The organism is Bradyrhizobium cosmicum, from assembly GCF_032290525.1.
Classification (GTDB): domain Bacteria; phylum Pseudomonadota; class Alphaproteobacteria; order Rhizobiales; family Xanthobacteraceae; genus Bradyrhizobium; species Bradyrhizobium cosmicum_A.
The window spans coordinates 13,466-36,766 of the sequence record NZ_JASXTA010000009.1; the positions used below are offsets into that span (position 1 = coordinate 13,466).

The following is a 23,301-nucleotide window of genomic DNA, read 5'->3' on the forward strand; positions in this document are numbered from 1 at the left end:
GCTCACGCAGCACAGACGGCTGCTTTAGCATCTCGCGGCAGCATTTTCGGGATGCCGGATGCAGGCACCGGCCGGCTGAAATAATAGCCTTGCGTTTCGGCGCACCCCTCTTCACGCAGGATGTCCAGCTGCTCTTTCGTTTCGACGCCTTCGGCGGTCGTGGTCTTGCTCAAGCTGACTGCGAAACGAACCACTGCTCGCGCGAGATGGTGCGCCTCTGCCTTCGCGCTGGTCAGTTCGCTGACGAAGCTGCGGTCGATCTTGATCTTGTCGAACGGGAATCTTTGCAGAAAACTCAGTGAAGAATAGCCGGTGCCGAAATCGTCCAGGGCGATTCGCACACCGAGCTGGCGCAGTTGAGCGAGGGCCGCGAATACAGCCTCGCTGTCGTGCATGATCACCGTCTCCGTAACTTCGAGCTCGAGCCTGTGCGGCGCAACGCCCGAACTCGCCAGCGCGCCGACAATGACCGGCACAAGCTCCTTGCTCCTGAATTGAGCGGGAGACAGGTTGATCGCGATGCTGAGATCGACAGGCCATTTTGCGGCTTCCGCACAGGCGGTCCTCAAGACCCATTCCCCCAGAGGCACGATCAAGCCGGTCTCCTCCGCAAGCGGGATGAATTCGCCCGGCATGACCAGACCTCGCTGCGGGTGATGCCAGCGCAGCAGGGCCTCGAAGCCCCTGGTCTTGCCGGTCGCGGCATCGACGAACGGCTGGTAGTAGAGCTCGAATTGACCGCCGGCAAGCGCATCGCGCAAGTCGCGCTCCAGATTACGTCGCGCATGCATGATCTCGTCGAGTTCCGGCTCGAAGAAGCGGAATGCGCCACGTCCACCATTCTTGGCCGAGTAGAGGGCGAGATCGGCGCACTTCATGATCGCGTCGGGATCATTGCCGTCGCGCGGCGCGATGGCAATGCCGATGCTGGTGCCTACGGTGACCCGGTGATCGCCGAGATCGAAGGGTTCGCAAAGCGCCTTTCTGATGTTCTCGGCGAGGGTCGCGGCCTCCACGGCCGGGCTGGTCACGTAGTCGATCACCGCGAACTCGTCGCCGCCCAGTCGAGCGATCAACGCGGTTTCCGTGGTGCATTCGCGCAAACGCACCGCGACGGCGCGCAGCAGGGCATCGCCCGCCGGATGTCCAAGCGTGTCGTTGACTTCCTTGAAGCGATCGAGGTCAAGCATGAGCACGGCAAGATCAAGACCGCCATTGCGCGTCACTGCAATGGCATGCTCCATCCGCTCTCTGAGCAGCACCCGATTTGGCAAGTCGGTCAGCGCATCGTGTTGCGCCATATGGATGATTTTGGCCTCGGACCGGCGTTGCTCCGTAACATCAAGATGCGTGGCCACCCACCCGCCGTCGGCCATTGGCTGCCGCGTGACGCAGATCAGGCGGCCATCCGCAAACTCGTCGATTCTGCTCGAGACGGCGTCAAACGGCAACGCGCCCAGTTTCGAGATGAATCGATCGGCAGCGCCCTCGCTGGCGTCGCCCTTGAGGATGCCGTTCACAACACGATGCCTGATGATATCGGTGTGCGGCGTCCCGGTGCGCAGCAGCTCCGCCGGCAGCCGATAGAGCAGGGCGTAGCGCTCGTTGCAGACGACAAGTCGCTTCTCTGCATCGAACATGCAAAGCGCCTCGACCATGTTGTTAATGGCCGTGTCCAGCCTGATTTTCTGGTCCCGTATTTCCCTTTGCGAATCCTCGACCTGTTGCCTGGCCAGCGAAAGCTCGCTGATGATCTCCTCGAATCTGCTGGTTCTGGTCGCAAGCCGGCGATCCGCCAACACGCCGACAAGGCTCATCCCGAGCACCGACAGAGCTACCCCCGCAATTGCCACGGCGAGGAAGGCAGGAGAAAGCAATGAGGCATCGCTGTTCAGCGTCGGGTCTGGGACGATCTGCACGGCCCCCATGGCTGTAAAATGATGCGACACGATTGCGAGAGTCAGCAGGAGCGCCGCGACCAAGGCCGCCCGCTTGTCCTTGCGACCCAGGGCGACCGCGAGGGCAGCGTAACCCAGAACCATGCCGAGGACGACCGAGATGAACACCAGCCCTGGCGACCAGGTCACGCGACCCGGCACTTCGAGGGCCCACATGCCCAGATAGTGCATGCTCGCAATACCGGCGCCAATGATGCCGCCGCCGGCAGCCGCACGCCACCGGCCGAAATTGCTGACTGCAACGCCAAAACCGCTGGAGGTCAGGATCATCGCCGCAACGAGCGACAGAGCCGTAAGAGCGATGCCGTAACCAGTTGGGACGCCGGGCTCGTAGGCGAGCATTGCAACAAAATGCGTTGCCCAGATTCCATATCCGATGGCGGCGCCGGCAATCGCGATCCAGATCAGCCGCGCCCATGCTCGCGATGCGATCGCGCGATGAAAGATGCTGATCGCCGTAATACTCGCAGCGAAGCAAACCAGACCGGCGAGCAAGACAAGCCGCCAATCGTGCTCTGCCGTGAGACAGGTAAAAACGCGGAACATCGAAATCGCTCCCTCGTCAATATTCTCGACGATTGACCGGATGGGCCTTTCGCTGCGTTAATTTTGTGCAATGTTCGGTTGCGTACTTACCGGGAAGTAAACCCGATCTCGAAAGTTGGCGCCGTATAGAGGTAGCCTGTGCGGGCAGGGCTTATTTCCCGTGGCACGACGGTTCGGCGAGCCCGAGGCTCTGTCAGTTCGAGTAGCCCGCTGCTGCTTAGAGGTGCCTGCGGATGCGCTTGCGTCCGGTGATCATGGCGCGGATCAGGTTCTCGCGCTGGAGAATCCCCATCAGCAGCACGCCCAGTACGTGCAGCACGACCAGGATGATGACCGCGTCCGATGAATAGTGGTGGGTGTCCTCGACCCACCAAACGCCGAAGAAGGTCACGGTCACCGACATCGCGCCCGTGATCGTCGAGACGGCGATCGCCAGCAACAGCGCCACCAGCATCAAGGTGCCGGCCGGATTGAGTCCGATATAGCGCCCCGTCATGCCGCGGCGCAGATTCCAGAGATAACTTGGCGCGGCACGCAGCCTGACGCCGACCATGCGGAAGCGCGAATAGCGGCTTCCCCAAAAGCCCCAGACCAGGCGGAACGCCAGGAGCGCGAGCACCGTATAGCCAAGGATGCGATGCAGGCTGTCGTAGACGGTGGGGGTGAACCAGGCGGCAAGAATGCTGGCCGCGAAAGCCCAGTGCCAGAGGCGTAGCGGGAGGTCCCAGACCGCGACCGTCCGCGAAGCCGTTCGATCCGCGGGGGCCCTGTCGGACGCCCCGCGCGCTTCTGGCACCGCTTCGTTGATCAAGCCGTGACTATCCTCAAGTCTTACTTGGCAACAAGCCTTACTTGGCAACCGTCTTCTTCAGGCTGAGATCTTCCGGGCTGTAGAACAGCTCGTAGAGCTTGCCTTCCTTGACGCCGTAGACCTCATAGCACGAGCCTTCGATCTTGGAGCGCCGCACTTCGTAACCCAGCGCCTTGGCCTTGGCTTCGGCTTCGGCGGCCGGCTTCCACGACGCCTTGTCGAGCTTGGTGCAGTCCTTGAACCCGTCGGCCATGGCCGCCGAGCTCATACCAATGCCGACCGTCAGTGCAATTGCAACAACACGAATGACCTTCACGAACGTCTCCTCCTCTGTCGTGTGCGCACGTGGCGCGAAGTGAGACCGAAGGAAGCAAAGGCGATGACGAAGTCAATCCGGTTCGGGGCCAACAGGCCTTAGAGTCGTTCTAACGATGCGAAAAACATCAGCCCGCTCGGTGTGCAGAACGTGTTTGGATAGCCACTGCGGCCTTACGCCTCACGGCTGGAGGCGTTGCTAGTAGCCCGCAACCGCCATCGCGACGACCGCACTGAGCGCCATCCAGCCGAAATGCCGGCCGCGCGTGGCCCATGCGTTGGCGCACGCGGAGAAGCCGAACACACCGGCCGTGGTGACGACGATCCAGTGGCGCGCCGGCTCCGATTCCATCCAGGGCGCCGCGATCAGGAGCACACCGCCGCCGATCCAGGCAACGGTCGAGGCCTGCCAGACCAGCCGGATCAGGGTGCGCAGCCGTTCCGGCTCGATGCGGGCGCGGACAAAGACCTTGGTCTCGCCGAGAATGCCATGGATGAGAGCCACGACGATGGTCAGGACGCCGGCGCACTGGAGCAGAATATCCCGCATCGTCACCTTCATACATTTATGTATGGTGAGATAGGGACTGGCCCGCCGCCTGTCAATACACTACTGTATGGTCTGATTTTGGAAGCCTCAATGACCGAACAGCTCTCCGCCGACCACTGGATCAGGGCAGGCCTGAAGGCGCTCGCCAAGAGCGGCTTCACGGCCCTGAAGGCCGATCCCCTCGCAAGGGCGATGGGCGTCTCGCGCGGCAGCTTCTACTGGCATTTCGCCGATCTCGGCGCCTTCCACGCGGCCGTGCTGAAACGCTGGCGCGAGATCGCCGCCGAGCAGATCATCGCTGACGTCGAGGCCGCCGATGACGAACCGCTGCAGGCGCTGCTGCGGCGCTCGTTTGGCGCGCGGCTCGACCTCGAGCGCGCGGTGCGCAACTGGGCGGCGTTCGATGCGGCCGCGCAAGGCGCGGTCCGCGCGATCGACCGCCGCAGGATCGACTATATCGAGACGCTGCTGGCACAGCGGGGGCTCGAGCCGGCGACGGCGCAGACGCGTGCGCAGATCCTGTACTGGACGTTTCTCGGCTTTGCCCTGTCGGGCACGCCGGTGCCGGCGGCCCGGCTCCGGGACCTGCTCGACGAGATCTTGCGGATGGTTTCCGCCTGAACGGCGACGATGGGCGGGCATCATTTTCTGTGCTAGAGCGATCGGACTGTCGGAGACCACCATGAACGCGCCCACCGAACGCCCCGAAAACAGCGTTGATCCCAAGCTGCTGGAGATCTTGGTCTGCCCGCTGACCAAGGGCCCGCTGGAGTTCGATTCCGCACGGCAGGAACTGATCTCGCGCAGCGCCAAGCTCGCTTATCCGATCCGCGACGGCATCCCGATCATGCTGCCGGAAGAGGCGCGCAAGATCGATTGAGGATCTTGTAGCCCGGATGGAGCGCAGCACAATCCGGGACTTCTGGAACTGATGAGGCAGCGGCCCCGGATTACGCTTCCGCTCCATCCGGGCTACGAAGCACCAGCGCGCAATCTCCCGCTACAACGCCTCGCCCTTCAACAAGCGCGGTATCTCGCCGGTCAGCCCCGCAGCCTGGCGGATGAAGAGGTTCTTCAGCGGCGGGGCGCGGTCGACGAGGCCGAGGCCGATGTCGCGGACGGTGCGGAGCAACGTCGACTGGTTTGAGAACAGGAAGTTCAGCGAGTTGGTGGCAACACCCATCGCCATGGTGTCGAAGCGGCGCCAGCGCTGGTAGCGCTCGAGCACGTCGGCGCCGCCGAGATCCATGCCGAGCCGCGCGGCATCCACGACGACCTCGGCCAATGCTGCGACATCCTTCAGGCCCATGTTGAGGCCCTGGCCCGCAATGGGGTGAATGACATGCGCGGAATCGCCGACCAGCGCGAGACGCTCGGCGATGAAGGAGCGCGCGACGAAATAGGACAGCGGGAACGCGCGCGGCTTGTCGAGCGCCTTCACCTCGCCGAGATGCAGGCCGAAGCGCCGCTCGAGCTCGCCGTGAAATTCGTCCTCGCTCAGCGCAACGATGCGCGCGGCCTCGCTGCGGCGCTCGGTCCAGACCAGCGAGGAGCGCTTGCCCGAGAGCGGCAGGATGGCGAAGGGACCTGCGGGCAAAAAGTGCTCTTCGGCGCGGCCTTGGTGATCGCGCTCATGGCCGACGGTGACGACGATGCCGGACTGGTCGTATTCCCAGCCATGGGTGGCTATGCCGGCGCGCTCGCGCAGCTTCGACTTCGCGCCATCGGCAGCGACCAGAAGACTCGCGGCGACCACGCTGCCGTCGCCGAGCGTCACGCCGATGCCGTCGGAACGCGCGTCGTAGGAGGCGACCGTGGTGGCGCGTAGATCGATGCCCTCGGCCTCGGCAAGCACCACCAGCGCATCGATCAGGCGGCGGTTCTCGACCATGTGGGCAAAGGGCTCGCCAGGCGCGACGTCGCCGGCAAAGTTCAGGAACACCGGACGGGTGGCGTCCTCCAGCTTCGAGTCGGTCACGACCATATCGAGGATCGGCTGCGACTCGGCCCTGACGTCGTCCCAGGCGCCGATCGCCTCGAACAGGCGGCGGCAGGCCGCCACGATCGCGGTCGCGCGCGGGTCGCGGCTCGGCCGTGTGCCGAGCGCGGGATCGGCGACGACGACGGGGATCTCGGGCCCGAGACCCTGGCGCAGCGCCAGGGCCAGCGCCAGGCCCGCAAACGCGCCGCCGCCAATGACAATGCTACCCTGTCCCGACATATCCAAATTCCCGGCTAATACTTCGCCTTTTCTTGGTCTTGCTAGCAGACTTGAGGTGGGCGAAACAGGGTGGTGAAACAAGGGCGGAACGGCCTCATTCCGTCATTCCGGGGCGCGCGCGAGCGCGAACCCGGAATCCAGAGGTCGTCAGCTCGAGATTCCGGGTTCGCACTCCGTGCGCCTCGGAATGACAAGGCATTTTGAAAGCACCAGCATGTCCAAAAGCCTGATCGACCTGATCTCGATCCTCGACCTCGAACAGCTCGAGGTGAATCTATTCCGCGGCAACAGCCCGAAGACGAGCTGGCAGCGGGTGTTCGGCGGCCAGGTGATCGGGCAGGCCATGGTTGCGGCCTGTCGTACCGTCGAGGGCCGGCTGCCGCATTCGCTGCATTGCTATTTCATCCTGCCGGGCGATCCGCAGATCCCGATCATCTACCAGGTCGAGCGCCTGCGCGACGGCAAGAGCTATTCGACCCGGCGCGTCACCGCGATCCAGCACGGCAACGCGATCTTCTCGATCATGGTGTCGTTCCACGCCGACGAGGAGACCGCGTTCGACCATCAGGACAAGATGCCCGATGTGCCGCCGCCGGAAAAACTCACGGCGGAAGAGGTGGCGAAGCAGCCGATGTTCCGCGAGATGCCGGAATTCATCCGCCGCTACTATGAATCCGACCGCCCCATCGAGCTGCGCCCGGTCGAGCTCGGCCGCTATTTCGGCCAGAAGATCGAGGATGGCCGCATTCACGTCTGGATCAGGACCGCAGCGAAACTGCCTGATGATCCCGCGCTGCATATGTGCGCGCTCGCCTACGCATCGGACTTCTCGCTGCTCGACGCCATCATGGCGCGCTACGGCCGCACGCTGTTCGACAAGCGCATGATGCCGGCGAGCCTCGACCACGCGATGTGGTTTCACCGCCCGTTCCGCGCCGACGAATGGCTGCTCTACGCGCAGGATTCGCCGAGCGCACAAAGCGGCCGCGGCCTGACCCGCGGCTCCATCTTCAAGCCCGACGGCACGCTGGTGGCCTCCGTCGCGCAGGAAGGCTCCGTACGCGAGCGCAAGTCCTAGATCCTCAAGCGCGAGTTCATCGCGCTCGAGGTCTCTGGATCGATCACGCTCCGACGGAGCCGCGCGGAGCGAGTTCGGTCTGCGAGGCGAACCAGTTCATGATCCAGCGATACACCCAGGGAATCGGGATAATCAGGCTGAACAGGAGACCGGCGACGATGCCGCGCCAGAGAATGCCGAGACCGCTGCCGTTGAACACGATTTCACGCCGCGTGCCTTCGATGCTGCGGCAGAACCAGCGCATCTGGGCCGCGGCGACCCAGGCCCAGCCGATGATCGTGATGATCGAGATCGCAAACAGCAGGTTCCAGCCGATATAGGCCCAGACCGAGCCGGAGAAGTTGAGACCCAGCGGCTGCCCGTTGGAGGCAAGGTTCGCGACCATCCATTTGATCAGCAGCCAGTAGAGCACGATCTGGACGATGAACAGCAAATTGCTCAGCAACTGGCTGCCGATGAAGCCGAGGACGATCGCCAGTACGATGAAGCCGAAGAACCAGGGCACCAGCGTCATCGCATTGCCGGTGAAGCTGAGATTGGGCCGGCCGGGCACCTTCACGCAGGGCACGATCCATTTCGTGTACCAGACGAACAGCCACGGCACCGGAATGACGAAGCACGAGCCGATCACCAGCACGAGCGTGCGCCAGGTGAACTCGAGGATGCCGAAATCGACGGCCAGCGATCCTCCGCTGCCTCCGGCACCACCGGCGTAGCCGCCGGCATAACCACCGCCACTCATCATCGGCGGCCCGCCGCCCGGCATCATCGGGGGTGCGCCGCCGCCGATCAGGCCAGGGATTTCGGCGGCCTTCTGCCAGCCGGCCATGCCCTCGGTCCACACCAGCGTATCCGGGCGCACAATTCCTTGCGCGACCAGGTCGCGAAATTGCCCTTCCGGATAGGGCCCCTGCTGCTTGCCCTCGGATGCGTAGAACCAACTCGCCATGGACCGTCCCCCCTCAAACATACTTTTGTCCCGGCCGGGACGCTTCGGTTCAGCGCATCCATGCCAAAAATGCATTGTGGAGGATGAACGGCTGCCCTGTACAGAGGCGGCCGTTCACACGGCCAAACGTTTTTCCGCTTCAACCTGCAACATTTTTATGCCATTTGCCCGGAAAGATGCCAGATTGACGCTGCGCCGGGGACATACCGGTGCGGCGCAGCCGGGGAATAGGCCTGACCATGAAACTCGTCGTCGCGATCATCAAACCCTTCAAGCTCGATGAAGTCCGCCAGGCGCTGACGGCGATCGGCGTCCACGGCATGACCGTGACCGAGGTGAAGGGCTATGGCCGCCAGAAGGGCCACACCGAGATCTATCGCGGCGCCGAATATGTCGTGAACTTCCTGCCGAAGCTGAGGATCGAGATCGCGGTCGCCTCCGACGTCGCCGACAAGGCGGTCGCTGTGATCACCGCAACCGCGCGCACCGGGCAGATCGGCGACGGCAAGATCTTCGTCACGCCGATCGACCACGCGCTGCGTATCCGCACCGGCGAAACCGACAGCGACGCGCTCTAAGACTTCTTCGATTTGTTCGATCGCACCGGGCAACGACGCCACAGCGTGCGACGTCATCACTGCTGGGGGAAACGACATGGCGGGATTGTTGCGCCGCGCGGCCTGTATGGCTGCGCCGCTCGGATTTGCGTTGATCATGGCTTCGCCGGCGCATGCCGCCAGCTCCGAGATCAGCACCGCCGACACCGCCTGGATGATCGTCGCCACCGCGCTGGTGCTGATGATGACGATCCCGGGCCTTGCGCTGTTCTATTCCGGCATGGTGCGCAAGAAGAACGTGCTCGCCACCATGGCGCAGAGCCTTGCCGCGGTGACGATGATCTCGATTCTCTGGGTCGCGTTCGGCTATTCGCTGTGCTTCGTCGGCGATGGTCCGTGGATCGGCACGCTCGATCGCTGGTTCCTCGCCGGCATGACCATGGACAGCGTCAACCCGGCGGCGAAGACGATCCCGGAAGCGCTGTTCATGCTGTACCAGATGACGTTCGCGATCATCACGGTGGCGCTGGTCGCGGGCTCGGTCGCCGACCGGATGCGGTTCTCCGCCTATCTCGTGTTCTCGGTCGCCTGGTTCATGTTCGTCTACATTCCGCTGGCGCATTGGGTGTGGGGCGGCGGCTTCCTCGCCGGCATGGGCGTGCTGGATTTTGCCGGTGGCCTCGTCGTGCATCTGTCGGCCGGCACCGCCGGCCTCGTCGCAGCCAAGGTGATGGGACGCCGGCATGGCTACGGCACCGAGAATCTCTCGCCGTTCGACCTGTCGCTTGCGGTGATGGGCACCGGGCTGTTGTGGGTCGGCTGGTTCGGCTTTAACGGCGGCTCGGCGGGCGCTGCCAATTCGCGCGCGGTGCTGGCCATCATCGCAACGCATCTTGCGGCCTGCTCCGGCGCGCTGACCTGGGGCGCAATCGAATGGTCGACCCGGCGCAAGCCTTCGGTGCTCGGCATGATCTCCGGCGCGGTCGCCGGCCTCGGCACCATCACGCCGGCCTCCGGCTTCGTCGCGCCGTGGCATGGCATCGTGATCGGCATCATCGCCGGGGCGGTCTGCTACTGGGCCTGCACCTGGCTGAAGCATCGCTTCGACTATGACGATTCGCTCGACGTGTTCGGCGTCCACGGCATCGGCGGCCTGACCGGTACGCTGCTGGCCGGCGTGTTCGCCACCAGCGCGATCGGCGGCACCGCCGGGCTGATCGAGGGCCATCCGCAGCAACTCCTGATCCAGCTCTACGGGGTTGCCGTCACCTTCGTCTGGTCGGCCGGTGTGAGCTTCATCCTGCTCAAGCTGGTCGCGCTGTTCGTGCCCTTGCGCGTATCCCGCGAGCACGAACTCGAAGGGCTTGATATTTCGCAGCACGGCGAGGCGTTGCAGTAGGGGCTTGCGCAGCACATAAGCACGTGCTTATGTATTGCCATGATCGAGGCCGACATCTTCAAGGCGCTGGCCGACCCGACGCGCCGAAAGGTCTTTGAAAAGCTCGCTGGCGGAAGCTTGAATGCCAGCGCCTTGCGCGACGGACTCGAGATCAGCCAACCGGCGATGTCGCAGCATCTTGCGGTGCTGCGCGCGGCAGGGCTGGTGCGCGAGCAGCGGCAGGGCCGTTTTGTGAATTACGAGGTCGACCCGGACGGGATCGCCACCATCGGGACATGGCTTGCGCGCTACCGCGCCTACTGGCCGAAGCGCATGGAAGCGCTTGCCGGTTTGTTGAAGGATATGGATCAATGAGCGACGCAGGGAAGCCTGATCATCCCGACCCGGCCTTGGTGCTCGAATATGAACTCGATGCGCCGCCAGCAAAGGTCTGGCGCGCCGTGACCATTCCGGCCCTGCGCGAACGTTGGTTGCCGGATTGCGATCTTGCGGGCGCCGAACCTGAATCGTCGATTGCGGGCGAAGAGGTGCGCTACCGCCTTCGCGATTCCGAACCGCCGTATCGCGAAAGCCACGTTATCTTCCGGATCGAACCGAACGAGGACGGCGGCACCCGCGTTCGCATCATCCAGCGGGCCTGCGACGTAGCGCTACCGCAAGCTGCCAATACCAATCGCTGCCTGATGCTAGCGGCTTAACAGCAAACAGACTTCATCACAGGCAGACATGGAGGTCGCCGATGCGCGACATGCTTCAGCTCGTCCCTATGGTCGTCGAACAATCCGCGCGCGGCGAACGGTCCTTCGACATCTACTCGCGGCTGCTGCGCGAGCGCATCATCTTCCTCAATGGCGAGGTCAATGATGCGATGTCCGGACTGGTCTGCGCGCAGCTCCTGTTCCTGGAGGCTGAGAATCCGCAAAAGCCGATCAATCTCTACATCAATTCCTATGGCGGCGTGGTCACCAGCGGCCTTGCGATGTACGACACGATGCAATTCATCAAGGCGCCGGTCCACACGCTGTGCATGGGCACCGCGCGCTCGATGGGATCCTTCCTGCTGATGGCCGGCGAGCCCGGTCACCGCGCCGCGCTGCCCAATGCAAGCCTTCACGTGCATCAGCCGCTCGGCGGCTTTCAAGGCCAGGCCTCCGACATCCTGATCCATGCCACCGAAATGCAGGAAACCAAGCGGCGCATCATCCGGCTCTATGCGCAGCATTGCCGGCGCTCTGAAGCAGAGGTGGAACGGACCCTGGATCGCGACCACTTCATGACCGCGCAGCAGGGGGTCGAATGGGGGCTGATCGACAGGGTTTTTGCAGAGCGCGACGCCGCGTGATGCCTGCAACAGCGACCTTCAGCCGGATACCGGCCGAGCCTCGTTCTGCTCAGGCTGAATGATCGGCGGCGCGTATCTCGTGGGCAGAGACGCGAAGGACCCCGATATTTCGTCGCACGAAGTGGCCCGCTCCGTAATTGGATACCGTTTTGCTGCCCGACACGTGAGCAGCATTGTGTCGGCAGTCTGGTGTGCCTGCGCTTTGAGCATATGTGACCACGTTTTGAGCGCGACGTAATGGCGCACTGCGGCGCAATACGCGTCAAACGCGAAAACACCCGTTTTCATAGTCCGTTAGGCAAGCCGCCCGATCTGGCACGGCATTTGATTCTAAGGGTCCTGGCTGTGCCCGCGTAGTGAACTCTCCCTCGTGGCGAACCAGTCGAGAAACGCCCGGCCACGTCCGGACCGGGCCAAGCGGGGATAGGACCCATGAAAATTGTTATGGCGATTATCAAGCCATTCAAGCTGGAAGAAGTCCGTGACGCCCTGACCGCCATCGGCGTTCACGGTCTTACGGTGACGGAAGTCAAGGGATATGGCCGCCAGAAAGGCCATACGGAAATCTATCGCGGTGCGGAATATGCCGTGAGCTTCCTGCCCAAGATCAAGATCGAGGTCGCTGTCGCCTCCGACCAGGTCGACAAGACCATCGAAGCCATCACGTCCGCCGCGAAAACCGGGCAGATCGGCGACGGCAAGATCTTCGTCATCAACCTCGACCATGCGGTTCGCATCCGCACCGGCGAGGCCGATGCCGCGGCCCTTTGATTTCGCGCTCAACATTTACCAATCAGGAGTGAATAAAATGACGTTTAAGCGTCCCTATGGCGCGGGATTGGCGGCTCTCGCAGTCGGCATGTTCGCTGCGACCGCGGCCTATGCCGAGCCAACGGTCAACAAGGGAGACAACGCCTGGATGCTGACATCGACAGTGCTCGTGCTGTTGATGACGATCCCCGGCCTCGCGCTGTTCTACGGCGGCCTCGTCCGTTCCAAGAACATGCTCTCGGTTCTGATGCAGGTGTTCTACACCGTCTGCGTCGTCACCGTGATCTGGGCCGTGTACGGCTACAGCCTTGCCTTCACCGGCGGTTCCGACTTCATCGGCGGCTTCTCCAAGGCGTTCATGATGGGCGTCACCACCGACTCGAAGGCCGCGACCTTCTCGGTCGACGCCAACATCTCGGAGCTCATCTACATGTGCTTCCAGATGACCTTCGCGGCGATCACGCCCGCCCTCATCGTCGGCGCCTTTGCCGAACGCATGAAGTTCGCGGCGGTCGCATTGTTCGTTCCGCTCTGGGTCACGCTGATCTACTTCCCGATCGCGCACATGGTCTGGTACTGGCCCGGCCCGGACATGATCCAGGATGCGGCCAAGGCTCTGGCTGCGGCGGCTGACGGAGCAGCGAAGACTGCGGCTCAAGCCAAGCTCGACGAGATCAACGCCGACGCCGGCTGGATCTTCAAGATGGGCGCGATCGACTTTGCGGGCGGCACCGTGGTGCACATCAACGCCGGCATCGCAGGTCTCGTCGGCGCTCTCCTGATCGGCAAGCGCGTCGGCTACGGCAAGGAGCTGATGGCTCCGCACTCGCTGACCATGTCGATGATCGGCGCCTCGCTGCTCTGGGTCGGCTGGTTCGGCTTCAACGCCGGCTCCAACCTCGAAGCCAACGGCGGTGCAGCCCTCGCCATGACCAACTCCTTCGTCGCCACCGCAGCCGCCGCGCTGTCGTGGATGTTCGCGGAGTGGATCATCAAGGGTCACCCGTCGGTGCTCGGCGTCATCTCCGGCGCTGTCGCGGGCCTCGTGGCCGTGACGCCTGCCGCCGGCTTCGCCGGCGTGATGGGCGCGATCGTCCTCGGCCTGATCGTCGGCGTAGTCTGCCTGTTCTTCTGCACCGTCGTGAAGAACGCGCTCGGCTACGATGACAGCCTCGACGTGTTCGGCGTGCACTGCGTCGGCGGCATTGTCGGCGCCATCGGCACCGGCATTCTCGTCAACCCCGCTCTCGGCGGCGCTGGCATCGTCGACTACACCGCGATCCCGCCGAAGGTCGCCGATTACGACTTCGCGGTGCAGGTGCTCGCCCAGCTCAAGGCTGTCGGTACCACGCTGGTGTGGTCGGGCGTCGGTTCGGCGATCCTCTACAAGGTCGTCGATGTGATCGTTGGCCTCCGCGCCAATGTCGAAACCGAGCGTGAAGGTCTCGACATCACCGAGCACACCGAGCGCGCCTACAACATGTAGGTCTCCTCCCGGGCGCGATCTCCTCGGGGACCGCGTCCACAACTACGGTTCGGGCACATACCCGGCAATGCCCTGACCGTTGAGGGGCTCCAGCGCAAGTTGGAGCCCCTTTCTTTTGACCGCCGTTACCAAAGAAAAGGATTGCCATTCCGCACCGTCCGCGCAGAAATATCGACCACAAGAACAACAATCGGGAGGTCGTCATGCGTTTGGAAGGCGGATGCTATTGCGGTCAAGTGCGCTATGTCGCCGAGGGCGACCCGATGATGCAGGCCCAGTGTCATTGCCGCGAGTGCCAGTACATCTCGGGCGGCGCGCCCAACACGTTCATCGCGATGCCCGCGGCCGGCTTCAGCTACATCACCGGGCAACCCAAGCAGTTCAAGCGCAAGGACCTCGAACGCGCCGTCACGCGCGAATTCTGCGCCGAGTGCGGCACCCATCTAGTCACGAAAGTTCCGGGCCTGCCCGCTGCGGTCCTGAAGGTCGGCACGCTGGACGAGCCAAAACAGTTCCATCCGCAAATGGCGATCTACACCTGCGACAAGCAGGAATTTCACGCGATCCCCGCGGGCATCGCGACGTTCGACAAGCTGCCGGGACGCTAGGCACGCCTAGTCACGAAGCGCGTCATGCCCAGGCTTGTCCCGCCTGCGCGGCCGAAGCCGCTTCGGCGAGGCGAAGGCCCGGGCAGGCGGGACAAGCCCGGCCATGACGAGCCTCGGGTGCGCCACGCACCCGTTGTTATCCGACCTCATAATTCCCACTCTGGACGGGCCGGCCGGCCGATGGTTAATCGCGTCTTAACCTCGCCCTATCTATGGTGAACTGAACCGCTTCCCGCCGGCGCTTTCGTGCGACCGGCTGTTCCAAGAGTGCTGGCGCCCAGAATGGCCATGACCGCTTCATCCCGTGCACCGCAGGAAGGTGGAAGCCCCGATAGCGAACGCTCGCCCTTCGTCCGGCTGAACGAACTGCTGGCCCCCCATCAGCCGGGTAAGCCCTTGATTACGCTTGCCGTCGGTGAGCCCCAGCATCCCGTGCCTGATTTCGTCGGCCCTGTGCTGGCCAAGCACATCGCCGATTTCGGCCGTTACCCCGCCAACAAGGGCACCGACCCGTTCCGGAAAGCTGCGGGCGCCTGGCTGTCATCGCGCTTCAAGCTGCCGCGCGCCCTCGATCCCGAGAACGAGATTCTCGTGCTCAACGGCAGCCGCGAGGGGCTGTTCCTCGCCGCGATCGCGGCGGCGCGCTATGTCGGCCCGCGGCCCGGCAAGCCTGCGATCCTGATGCCGAACCCGTTCTATCCGGTCTATGGCGCCGGCGCCCGCGCGGCCGCCTGCGAGCCGGTCTATCTGCCGACCACCGTCAAGAACGGTTTTCTGCCCGATCTCGATGCCATCGACGAGGCGACGCTGGCGCGCACGGTGGCGTTCTATCTGGCCTCGCCCGCCAATCCGCAGGGCTCGGTCGCTTCACCCGACTATTTCAAGCGCCTGAAACAGCTCGCCGATCGCTACGGCTTCGTGATCCTCAGCGACGAATGCTATTCCGAGATCTACACCCGCGAGGCCCCGGGCAGCGCGCTGGAATGCGCCGGCCCCGACTTCACCCGCGTGGTTGCGTTCCAATCGCTGTCGAAACGCTCCAACCTGCCGGGCCTGCGCGTCGGCTTCGCCGCCGGCGACAAGAAGTTCATCGGCATGTTCCTTGAGCTGCGCAACATCGCGGCGCCGCAGGTGCCGGTGCCGCTCCAGCATGTCGCGACCGTCGCCTATGGCGACGAGACGCATGTCGAGGAGAACCGCAAGCTCTACCGGACCAAGTTCGATCTCGCCGACCAGATCATCGGCAACCGCTACGGCTATCGCCGGCCCGACGCCGGCTTCTGCGTCTGGCTCGACACCTCCGCGCTCGGCGACGACGTGTCTGTGTGTCTGAAACTCTTCACCGAAGCAGGCGTGCGCGTGGTGCCCGGCAGCTTTTTGGCGCGGCTCCAGCCCGACGGCTTCAATCCCGGCGCAGGCTATATTCGCCTCGCGCTGGTGCAGGATGGCGAAGCCACGGCGCAGGCGCTGCACCGCCTGGTCGAAACTCTGGGTTAGGCGGGGCCCATGAGCATGTCGGCAATCGAACGTGTCATTCCCCTGGTCGGTCATCTGCCGCCATCGATTCGCGAGGCTGCGACGCGGCGCGTGCGCGAGCTCGCAGGTCTCGGCCTGGTCGCGCTGTCGGGTGTCGCCTCGGCTGCTCTGATGACGTGGTCGGTGCAGGATCCCAGTCTCAGCCACGCGACCTCGCGGCCGATCCGCAACATTCTCGGCTATGCCGGCGCGATCGGCGCCGACCTTGCGATGCAGATCCTCGGGCTCGGCGCGATCATGCTGGTGCTGACCGTCGCGGTCTGGGGCTGGCGCATGATGACCCATCGCCCGTTCGACCGCGAAGCGCTGCGGCTCGGCTCCTGGATTCTCTGCACGGTGATCGCCGCGGGTTTTGTCAGCTGCTGGCCGCATGGCGGCGCCTGGCCGCTGCCGACCGGCCTCGGCGGCGTGGTCGGCGATGCCCTGGTGCGTGCGCCCGCCGTGATTTTCGGACCGGCCGGCACGATCTATCGCATTGTGCTGGGCACGATCCTGTTTGCCGCGATGGCGGCGACCTTCCTGATCGCCTGCGGTCTTGGCGCACGCGAGCATGACGACGAGCTCTCCGAGATCGACGACGACAAGCCGCTCGACCAGGATGAGGAGAACGATCGCGGCTCGGTGTCGCTGGGCTGGCTGTTCCATGCGCTGATGAGCACCAAGGCACGGCTGATCTGGCTGTGTGGTGCCGCCTACCGCTCGTTGGTCTCGAGCGGACCGAAGACCAAGGCCGTTTCATTCAGCCGCCAGGAACCGAATCTCGGCGGCGGCCGCGCCGCGCCGTCGATCTCGCCGCAGTCCCAGGACGAGGACGACGAGGACGAGCCCCAGGAAGATGAGGAGGAGGAAGAGGAGGAGCCGGCCGCGCGCGCGCCGCGCAAGAAGGCCGCACCGAGGGCCGCTTCCAAAAAATCCTCCGACAAGTTCGAGCTTCCGTCCGTCTCCGTGCTGGCCGCACCCAAGGCCGGCGATCGCCAGCCGCTCAGCAAGGACGAGCTGGAAGCCAATTCGCGCGCGCTTGAAGGCGTGCTGCAGGACTTCGGCGTGCGCGGCGAGATCGTGAAATCCAATCCCGGCCCCGTCGTCACGCTGTACGAGCTGGAGCCGGCGCCGGGCATCAAGTCGTCGCGCGTGATCGGGCTGGCCGACGACATCGCCCGCTCGATGAGCGCGCTGTCGGCACGCGTCGCCGTCGTGCCCGGCCGCAACGCCATCGGCATCGAGCTGCCGAACGCGCATCGCGAGAAGGTCTATTTGCGCGAGCTGCTGATTGCAAAGGAAGCGACCGACACGGTTGCAAAGCTGCCGCTCTGCCTCGGCAAGACCATCGGCGGCGATCCCGTCATCATCGACCTCGCGCGCACGCCGCACATGCTGATCGCCGGCACCACCGGCTCGGGCAAGTCGGTCGCGATCAACACCATGATCCTCAGCCTGGTCTACAGGCTGCGCCCGGACCAGTGCCGGCTGATCATGGTCGATCCGAAGATGCTCGAGCTCTCCGTCTATGACGGCATTCCCCATCTGCTCACGCCCGTCGTGACCGATCCGAAGAAGGCGGTGGTCGCGCTGAAATGGGCGGTGCGCGAGATGGAAGAGCGCTACAAGAACATGGCCAAGCTCGGCGTGCGCAACATCGACGGCTACAACACGCGCCTACTCGAGTTGAAAGCCAAGGGCGAGGAGCCGACGCGCACGGTGCACACGGGTTTCGACAAGGAGACCGGCAAGGCGATCTACGAGGAAGAGAAGCTCTCGCTCGACCCGCTGCCCTACATTGTCATCATCGTCGACGAAATGGCCGACCTGATGATGGTCGCCGGCAAGGACATCGAAGGCGCGGTGCAGCGCCTCGCACAGATGGCGCGCGCCGCCGGCCTGCACGTGATCCTCGCGACCCAGCGTCCGTCGGTCGACGTCATCACCGGCACCATCAAGGCGAACTTCCCGACCCGCATCGCCTTCCAGGTCACGTCCAAGATCGACAGCCGCACCATTCTGGGTGAGATGGGCGCCGAGCAGCTGCTCGGCCAGGGCGACATGCTCTACATGGCGGGCGGCGGCCGCATCAGCCGCGTGCACGGTCCTTTTGCATCGGACGAGGAAGTCGAGAAGGTGGTGCGTCACCTCAAGACGCAGGGTCAGCCGGAATATCTCGAAGCAGTCACTGCCGAGGAGCCCACCGAGGACGAGGACGGCGGCGCCGTGTTCGACGCCAGCGGCATGGGTGCAGATGGCGGCGGCGATCTATTCCAACAGGCCGTTGCCATCGTCAAACGCGACCGCAAGGCCTCGACCAGCTATATCCAGCGCCGCCTGCAAATCGGTTACAACCGCGCCGCATCGCTGATGGAGCGCATGGAACTGGAAGGCATCGTCGGCCCCGCCAATCACGCCGGCAAGCGCGAGATCCTGGTCGAGGAAGAAGACAGCCATATGTGAGGCGAGGGGGCCCCGACCTATCATTTCACGCAGAATCGATATCTGCTTTTGCCCGAAATCACGCTAAAAGGCGCCCAGCCACGTTAGGACGACGCGTTGATCAGACATCCGGACATTCGATTCGCTGCCACCATCGCCGCGCGTAGCGCGCGCGTGGTCGGCGTGCTTCTCGTCACCGCCGCGATGGTGACCGTGACGTCATTCGCGCAGACCGTGCCCGTGCCAAAACCCGCGCCGAAGGGCCGCGATGGCGGTTCGGCCGGCGGCGGGCCCGCTGTCACCGGCGCAACGCAGGCGCCGCCGAATCCGGTCATCCCGGATCCGCGCCGCAACGTGCCGAGCAGCATCTTCCAGACCTTCGATGCCAATCAAAAGGCGCAGGCCGCCAAGGTCAGCGCTTATCTCTCGTCGCTGTCGACGCTGGTCGGGAATTTCGTCCAGGTCGGCCCCGACGGCAGCAAGACGCAAGGCGACTTCTACATCCAGAAGCCCGGCAAGGTGCGCTTCGAATATGACGCGCCGAGCCCGATCGACATTGTCGCCGACGGATCGTCCCTGGTGGTGCGCGATCGCAAGCTGGCGACGCAGGACGTCTATCCGCTGTCGCAGACGCCGCTGCGCTTCCTCTTGTCCGACCGCATCGACCTGATGAAGGACACCAACGTCGTCAACGTCTCGGCCGATGACGTCTTCGTCAGCGTCACCATCGAGGAGAAGCAGGCATTGGTCGGCACCAGCCGCCTGCTGCTGATGTTCGGCGCCAAGGACGGCCAGCTGAAGCAGTGGACCGTCACCGACCCGCAGGGCTACGACACCACGATCGCGGTCTACAATCTGGATTCGAGCAAGAAGCTCGATCCCAACATGTTCAAGATCGATTTCACCAATTACGGCCCGTCGCCGGGTTGAGACCTGCTCGCTGCTCCATCGATCGTCATGCCCGGGCTTGTCCCGGGCATCCACGTTCTGGACCTACAAAAAGGCGTGGATGGCCGGGTCAAGCCCGGCCATGACGGATGGAGTTTGTTAGATCAATCCCATGCGTCTTTCCCTGACAACCTGGAACATCAATTCGGTGCGGCTGCGCATCGAGCTGGTCGCGAAATTCCTCAAGAGCGCGCGGCCCGACGTGCTGTGCCTCCAGGAGACCAAGTGCATCGACGACGCCTTTCCGCTGAAGCGTTTCAGGCGGCTCGGCTACGAGCATGTCGCGCTGAACGGGCAGAAGGGCTATCACGGCGTCGCCATCGTCTCGAAGATCCCGTTCGAGTCGACCGACATCCGCACCTTTTGCGACAAGGTGGATTCGCGCCACATCTCCGTGTCGTTCGGCGACAAAGCCAACATCGCAAAGCCGCTGGTGCTGCATAATTTCTACGTGCCCGCCGGCGGCGACATTCCCGATCCCGCGCTGAACGAGAAGTTCGACCACAAGCTTCGCTTCCTCGACGAGATGAAGGCATGCGAGCCGCTGCATCCGCGCGGCGACGATCGCCACATCCTGGTCGGCGATCTCAATGTCGCGCCGCACGAGAACGACGTCTGGTCGCACAAGCAGCTTCTGAAAGTCGTCTCGCATACGCCTGTAGAGACCGAGAAACTCAAGGCGGCGCTCGAAGCCGGAGAGTGGATCGACGTCGCGCGCGAGCGCATCCCGATGTCGGAGAAGGTCTATACGTGGTGGAGCTACCGCTCCGCCGACTGGACCGTCGGCGATCGCGGCCGCCGCCTCGACCACATCTGGGTCTCGCGCGCGCTGAAGGATGCTGTCAGCGATTTCAGGATTCTCCGCGACGCGCGGAGCTGGGAGCGGCCGTCGGACCACGTGCCTGTCACGGTGACGCTGGAGGTGTAACGGTCCGGCGCGTAGCCCGGATGGAGCTACGGCCCCTCAGGACGTCAGCTTCGCGCCCGCCATCAATATATCGCTGGCAATCTGGCTGGATCGCACCGCAAATTCGTCGCGGAGGCGAACGGCCGCGGCGGGATCGCTCTCGAGCACGCGTTGAAACAGACTGCGCGCGATGCGGATGACGGAGGCATGCTCCAGTGCGGTCGCGCTCGAAGGCCGCTTCATCGGCACCACCAGCGCGAGCTCGCCGATCAGTGCCCCGGGACCCGCGATCATCTCGGCGCCGGCGCCGTCATCGACCCGGAAGGCACCACGCTGGACCACGAAGCCGGCATCGGCATCGTCGCCGAGATTGAACAGGATGTCGCCGCGGACGAAGTTACGCTGCTCGGATCCGATCGCCAGCATGCGCAACGACGAGTCTCCCAACAGGCGCAGTGTCGGGACACGCTCGAGAAGCGCTACGTCGTCGTCGATTGACATTCAGACCCGAGGCTCAAGGGGCGCGATCTAAAACGATTCGCACGCCCCTGAAGCGTATCACGGCACCAGCTTGTAGCCACCGGCTTCCGTGACCAGGATCTCCGGGCTGGCGGCGTCCTTCTCGATCTTCTGGCGGAGGCGGTAGATGTGGGTTTCCAGCGTGTGGGTGGTGACGCCGGAATTGTAGCCCCAGACCTCCTGGAGAAGGGTCTCGCGCGAGACCGGCATCTGGCCGGCCCGGTAGAGGAAGCGGAGGATCGCGGTTTCCTTCTCGGTGAGCCGGACCTTGCGCGCATTGGCCGCGGTCAGCATCTTCGAGCCGGGACGGAAGGAGTAGGGGCCGACCGAGAACACCGCGTCCTCGCTGGCTTCGTGCTGGCGGAGCTGGGCGCGGATGCGGGCCAGCAGCACGGCGAAACGGAACGGCTTTGCGACATAATCGTTGGCGCCGGATTCCAGGCCCAGGATCGTGTCGGAATCGGTGTCGTGGCCGGTGAGCATGATGATAGGAGCCTTGAACCCGCCCTTGCGCAAGGAGCGGACCACTTCGCGGCCGTCGGTGTCGGGCAGACCGACATCCATCAGAACGAGATCGGGGGAATTGGCCTTCGCGGCGCTCGCGCCCTTGGCGCCGGTATCGACGGCGGAGGCTTCAAATTCTTCGTGCAGCGATAATTGCTCCACCAACGTGTCGCGCAGATCGGTATCGTCATCCACGATGAGGATCTTGCGGGCATTGGCCATGGGGGGTCATCCTTTTGGAGTCCGGCTCAGCGCGCATGCATGCTGCGCCCAGCCGAGAGGGAAGTTTAGGGGGTCGCCGTCATTATTCTTGTTCGTGTTGAAGTAGTGGGCTGTTACCGATTCACAAGCCAGAACCACTCTAACCCAGAATAGCAGGGCGTTTTGATGAATGTCCTGTAATGAATTCGACATCGCACGTTCACATGAAAAATAAAGCTGCATCAGCTAGTTACATCATGAATCGGGCTGCCGGACCGCTGTCTGCGATCCGCGTTAAGCCTGCTGCCGGTAATCCGCGCCGGGGCTGGCTGACGGCCGGCGCGCTGACGATCCCGGTGGCGTTGGGGCGGGGCGGCATTCTCGCCAACAAGCGCGAGGGCGACGGCGGCACGCCCAGGGGATGCTTCCGTCCCAGACAATTATGGTGGCGCGGCGACCGGCACCGCCGGCCGCAGACCTTCTTGCCGGCGCGGGCAATCGGCGACACCGATGCCTGGTGCGAGGACCCCCGAGATCGCCACTACAATCAGCCGGTCCGGCTCGATCGGGAGCAGGGCGGGGACCGGCTGAAGCGGGCCGACCACCTCTATGACTTCATCATCGAAATCGACCACAACACCAGACCGCGCATCGCCGGCCGCGGCAGCGCGGTGTTCCTGCATCTCGCCCGCGACAATTTCGGCCCGACCGCGGGCTGCGTCTCCATGACCAGGGCGGCAATGCTGCAATTGCTGCGGCGGCTGGGCCCGCGCACAAAGATCATCATCGGGTGAATCTATCTGGCCGACGGGGATCAGATCGCCGCCGCTGAGGCACGAATAGCTCGCCTCACACTCCGCCGTCATTGCGAGCGTAGCGAAGCAATCCAGAATCTTTCTGCGGAGACAGTCTGGATTGCTTCGCTACGCTCGCAATGACGAACTCAAGAGCCGTTGCCGGACGCACGTCTCGCTAACGGCGATCACCGATGCCCGAAGATCGCGCTCCCCACGCGCACATGGGTGGCACCTAACATGATGGCAGTCGCGTAATCCGCGCTCATGCCCATCGAGAGTCCTGTCAATCCGTTGCGCGCCGCGATCTTGGCGGTGAGTGCAAAATGCGCCGCCGGCGGTTCGTCCACCGGCGGGATGCACATCAACCCGGAGATCGTCAGCCCATAGGTGTCGCGGCAGCTCGCGATGAACGCATCGGCCTCTGCGGGGGTGACACCGGCCTTCTGCGGCTCCTCGCCGATATTGATCTGGACGAACAGTTCCGGATGCTTGTTCTGGGATTCGATTTCCTTGGCTAACGCTTGGCAAATACTCGGGCGGTCAACCGAATGGATGGCATCGAACAGCGCGACCGCCTCTTTCGCCTTGTTGGATTGCAGTGGCCCAATCAGATGCAAGGCGAGACCGGAGTAAGCGGACGTTAACGCGGGCCACTTGCCTTTGGCCTCCTGCACCCGATTCTCGCCAAATACGTGCTGTCCGGCCTCGATTATCGGTCTAATTGCATCCGCCGCGAATGTCTTGGACACCGCGATCAACGTCACCGAGGCACGGTCGCGCCGCGCTTCCTTGCAGGCGCGTGCAATTTCGGCTTCGACCGCGGCAAGCGCGTTTGGTGAATGACCGGTTACCGGCGCGGAATTGGCTTCTGTCATGA

25 protein-coding genes are annotated in these 23,301 nt (G+C 63.8%); 16 read left to right on the top strand and 9 right to left on the bottom strand.

Features of this window, described 5'->3' with window-relative positions; all coding sequences use genetic code 11:
* Positions 1-2: 2 nt before the first annotated feature.
* The 4 genes from QSV46_RS17610 to QSV46_RS17625 form a co-directional block, all read right to left on the bottom strand.
* Positions 3-2,504 (bottom strand): EAL domain-containing protein, encoded by a 2,502-nt coding sequence (locus tag QSV46_RS17610; RefSeq protein ID WP_314953413.1) that lies wholly within the window; start codon positions 2,502-2,504, stop codon positions 3-5.
* A gap of 217 nt (positions 2,505-2,721) precedes the next feature.
* Positions 2,722-3,315 carry a cytochrome b/b6 domain-containing protein gene (locus tag QSV46_RS17615; protein ID WP_314953415.1) on the bottom strand — a complete coding sequence of 198 codons (594 nt, stop codon included), beginning with the start codon at positions 3,313-3,315 and terminating at the stop codon, positions 2,722-2,724.
* 37 nt (positions 3,316-3,352) lie between these two features.
* Positions 3,353-3,631: a PepSY domain-containing protein gene (locus QSV46_RS17620; protein ID WP_314953418.1), complete on the bottom strand. Its 279-nt coding sequence runs from the start codon at positions 3,629-3,631 to the stop codon at positions 3,353-3,355.
* Positions 3,632-3,829: 198 nt separating this feature from the next.
* Positions 3,830-4,180, bottom strand: a complete 351-nt coding sequence (locus QSV46_RS17625; RefSeq protein ID WP_314953420.1) for a hypothetical protein — start codon at positions 4,178-4,180, stop codon at positions 3,830-3,832.
* A gap of 90 nt (positions 4,181-4,270) precedes the next feature.
* Between QSV46_RS17625 and QSV46_RS17630 the strand changes: the two genes are divergently transcribed.
* Together QSV46_RS17630 and QSV46_RS17635 are read left to right on the top strand one after the other, a co-directional pair.
* A complete protein-coding gene (locus QSV46_RS17630) occupies positions 4,271-4,801 on the top strand; it encodes a TetR/AcrR family transcriptional regulator (RefSeq protein ID WP_314953423.1) in 531 nt (176 codons plus the stop codon).
* A gap of 61 nt (positions 4,802-4,862) precedes the next feature.
* A complete protein-coding gene (locus QSV46_RS17635) occupies positions 4,863-5,060 on the top strand; it encodes a Trm112 family protein (RefSeq protein WP_074117933.1) in 198 nt (65 codons plus the stop codon).
* A gap of 120 nt (positions 5,061-5,180) precedes the next feature.
* Here the strand turns inward: QSV46_RS17635 and QSV46_RS17640 are convergent, their stop codons facing one another.
* Positions 5,181-6,401 (bottom strand): ubiquinone biosynthesis hydroxylase, encoded by a 1,221-nt coding sequence (locus QSV46_RS17640; RefSeq protein WP_314953435.1) that lies wholly within the window; start codon positions 6,399-6,401, stop codon positions 5,181-5,183.
* A gap of 214 nt (positions 6,402-6,615) precedes the next feature.
* On the opposite strand from QSV46_RS17640, the gene tesB reads away from it, so the two are divergent.
* Positions 6,616-7,479, top strand: coding sequence for an acyl-CoA thioesterase II (tesB, locus tag QSV46_RS17645; RefSeq protein WP_314953438.1), 864 nt, complete (start codon positions 6,616-6,618; stop codon positions 7,477-7,479).
* Between the two features lie 43 nt (positions 7,480-7,522).
* Here tesB and QSV46_RS17650 read toward each other — a convergent pair whose 3' ends face one another.
* The gene (locus QSV46_RS17650; protein ID WP_314953441.1) at positions 7,523-8,428 is read right to left on the bottom strand and encodes a DUF4339 domain-containing protein; all 906 of its coding nucleotides are present in this window, start codon (positions 8,426-8,428) and stop codon (positions 7,523-7,525) included.
* 239 nt (positions 8,429-8,667) lie between these two features.
* Between QSV46_RS17650 and QSV46_RS17655 the strand changes: the two genes are divergently transcribed.
* The 12 genes from QSV46_RS17655 (at position 8,668) to xth (ending at position 20,424) form a co-directional block, all read left to right on the top strand.
* The gene (locus tag QSV46_RS17655) at positions 8,668-9,006 is read left to right on the top strand and encodes a P-II family nitrogen regulator (protein ID WP_008142802.1); all 339 of its coding nucleotides are present in this window, start codon (positions 8,668-8,670) and stop codon (positions 9,004-9,006) included.
* A gap of 76 nt (positions 9,007-9,082) precedes the next feature.
* Positions 9,083-10,384, top strand: a complete 1,302-nt coding sequence (locus QSV46_RS17660) for an ammonium transporter (protein ID WP_314953546.1) — start codon at positions 9,083-9,085, stop codon at positions 10,382-10,384.
* Between the two features lie 39 nt (positions 10,385-10,423).
* Positions 10,424-10,738, top strand: coding sequence for an ArsR/SmtB family transcription factor (locus QSV46_RS17665; RefSeq protein WP_157331599.1), 315 nt, complete (start codon positions 10,424-10,426; stop codon positions 10,736-10,738).
* The gene (locus QSV46_RS17670; protein ID WP_314953550.1) at positions 10,735-11,082 is read left to right on the top strand and encodes a hypothetical protein; all 348 of its coding nucleotides are present in this window, start codon (positions 10,735-10,737) and stop codon (positions 11,080-11,082) included. Before QSV46_RS17665 ends, QSV46_RS17670 begins: the two co-directional genes overlap by 4 nt.
* 41 nt (positions 11,083-11,123) lie before the next feature.
* Complete coding sequence (locus tag QSV46_RS17675) at positions 11,124-11,726, top strand: ATP-dependent Clp protease proteolytic subunit (RefSeq protein ID WP_314953553.1); 603 nt, start codon at positions 11,124-11,126, stop codon at positions 11,724-11,726.
* A 432-nt stretch (positions 11,727-12,158) separates the two neighbouring features.
* A complete protein-coding gene (locus tag QSV46_RS17680) occupies positions 12,159-12,497 on the top strand; it encodes a P-II family nitrogen regulator (RefSeq protein ID WP_213735856.1) in 339 nt (112 codons plus the stop codon).
* A 37-nt stretch (positions 12,498-12,534) separates the two neighbouring features.
* Positions 12,535-13,983, top strand: a complete 1,449-nt coding sequence (locus tag QSV46_RS17685) for an ammonium transporter (RefSeq protein WP_314953559.1) — start codon at positions 12,535-12,537, stop codon at positions 13,981-13,983.
* A 203-nt stretch (positions 13,984-14,186) separates the two neighbouring features.
* Complete coding sequence (locus QSV46_RS17690; protein ID WP_314953562.1) at positions 14,187-14,591, top strand: GFA family protein; 405 nt, start codon at positions 14,187-14,189, stop codon at positions 14,589-14,591.
* A gap of 282 nt (positions 14,592-14,873) precedes the next feature.
* Complete coding sequence (locus tag QSV46_RS17695; RefSeq protein ID WP_314953565.1) at positions 14,874-16,088, top strand: aminotransferase class I/II-fold pyridoxal phosphate-dependent enzyme; 1,215 nt, start codon at positions 14,874-14,876, stop codon at positions 16,086-16,088.
* A 9-nt stretch (positions 16,089-16,097) separates the two neighbouring features.
* Positions 16,098-18,569: a DNA translocase FtsK gene (locus QSV46_RS17700; protein WP_314953569.1), complete on the top strand. Its 2,472-nt coding sequence runs from the start codon at positions 16,098-16,100 to the stop codon at positions 18,567-18,569.
* Between the two features lie 153 nt (positions 18,570-18,722).
* The gene (locus QSV46_RS17705) at positions 18,723-19,478 is read left to right on the top strand and encodes an outer membrane lipoprotein carrier protein LolA (RefSeq protein WP_314954427.1); all 756 of its coding nucleotides are present in this window, start codon (positions 18,723-18,725) and stop codon (positions 19,476-19,478) included.
* A 130-nt stretch (positions 19,479-19,608) separates the two neighbouring features.
* Positions 19,609-20,424, top strand: a complete 816-nt coding sequence (gene xth / locus QSV46_RS17710) for an exodeoxyribonuclease III (protein ID WP_314953572.1) — start codon at positions 19,609-19,611, stop codon at positions 20,422-20,424.
* Positions 20,425-20,460: 36 nt separating this feature from the next.
* On the opposite strand, the gene QSV46_RS17715 is transcribed toward xth, so the two are convergent.
* Both QSV46_RS17715 and QSV46_RS17720 read right to left on the bottom strand, forming a co-directional pair.
* On the bottom strand, positions 20,461-20,904 hold the full coding sequence (locus tag QSV46_RS17715; RefSeq protein ID WP_314953575.1) for a cyclic nucleotide-binding domain-containing protein: 444 nt from the start codon (positions 20,902-20,904) through the stop codon (positions 20,461-20,463).
* Positions 20,905-20,961: 57 nt separating this feature from the next.
* Entirely contained in the window at positions 20,962-21,648 is a 687-nt protein-coding gene (locus QSV46_RS17720) for a response regulator transcription factor (RefSeq protein WP_314953577.1), read from the bottom strand.
* Positions 21,649-21,884: 236 nt separating this feature from the next.
* Here QSV46_RS17720 and QSV46_RS17725 point away from each other — a divergent pair, with 236 nt between their 5' ends.
* On the top strand, positions 21,885-22,421 hold the full coding sequence (locus QSV46_RS17725) for a L,D-transpeptidase (protein WP_314953580.1): 537 nt from the start codon (positions 21,885-21,887) through the stop codon (positions 22,419-22,421).
* Between the two features lie 188 nt (positions 22,422-22,609).
* Here QSV46_RS17725 and QSV46_RS17730 read toward each other — a convergent pair whose 3' ends face one another.
* A complete protein-coding gene (locus QSV46_RS17730) occupies positions 22,610-23,299 on the bottom strand; it encodes a YggS family pyridoxal phosphate-dependent enzyme (protein WP_314953584.1) in 690 nt (229 codons plus the stop codon).
* Between the last annotated feature and the right edge of the window lie 2 nt (positions 23,300-23,301).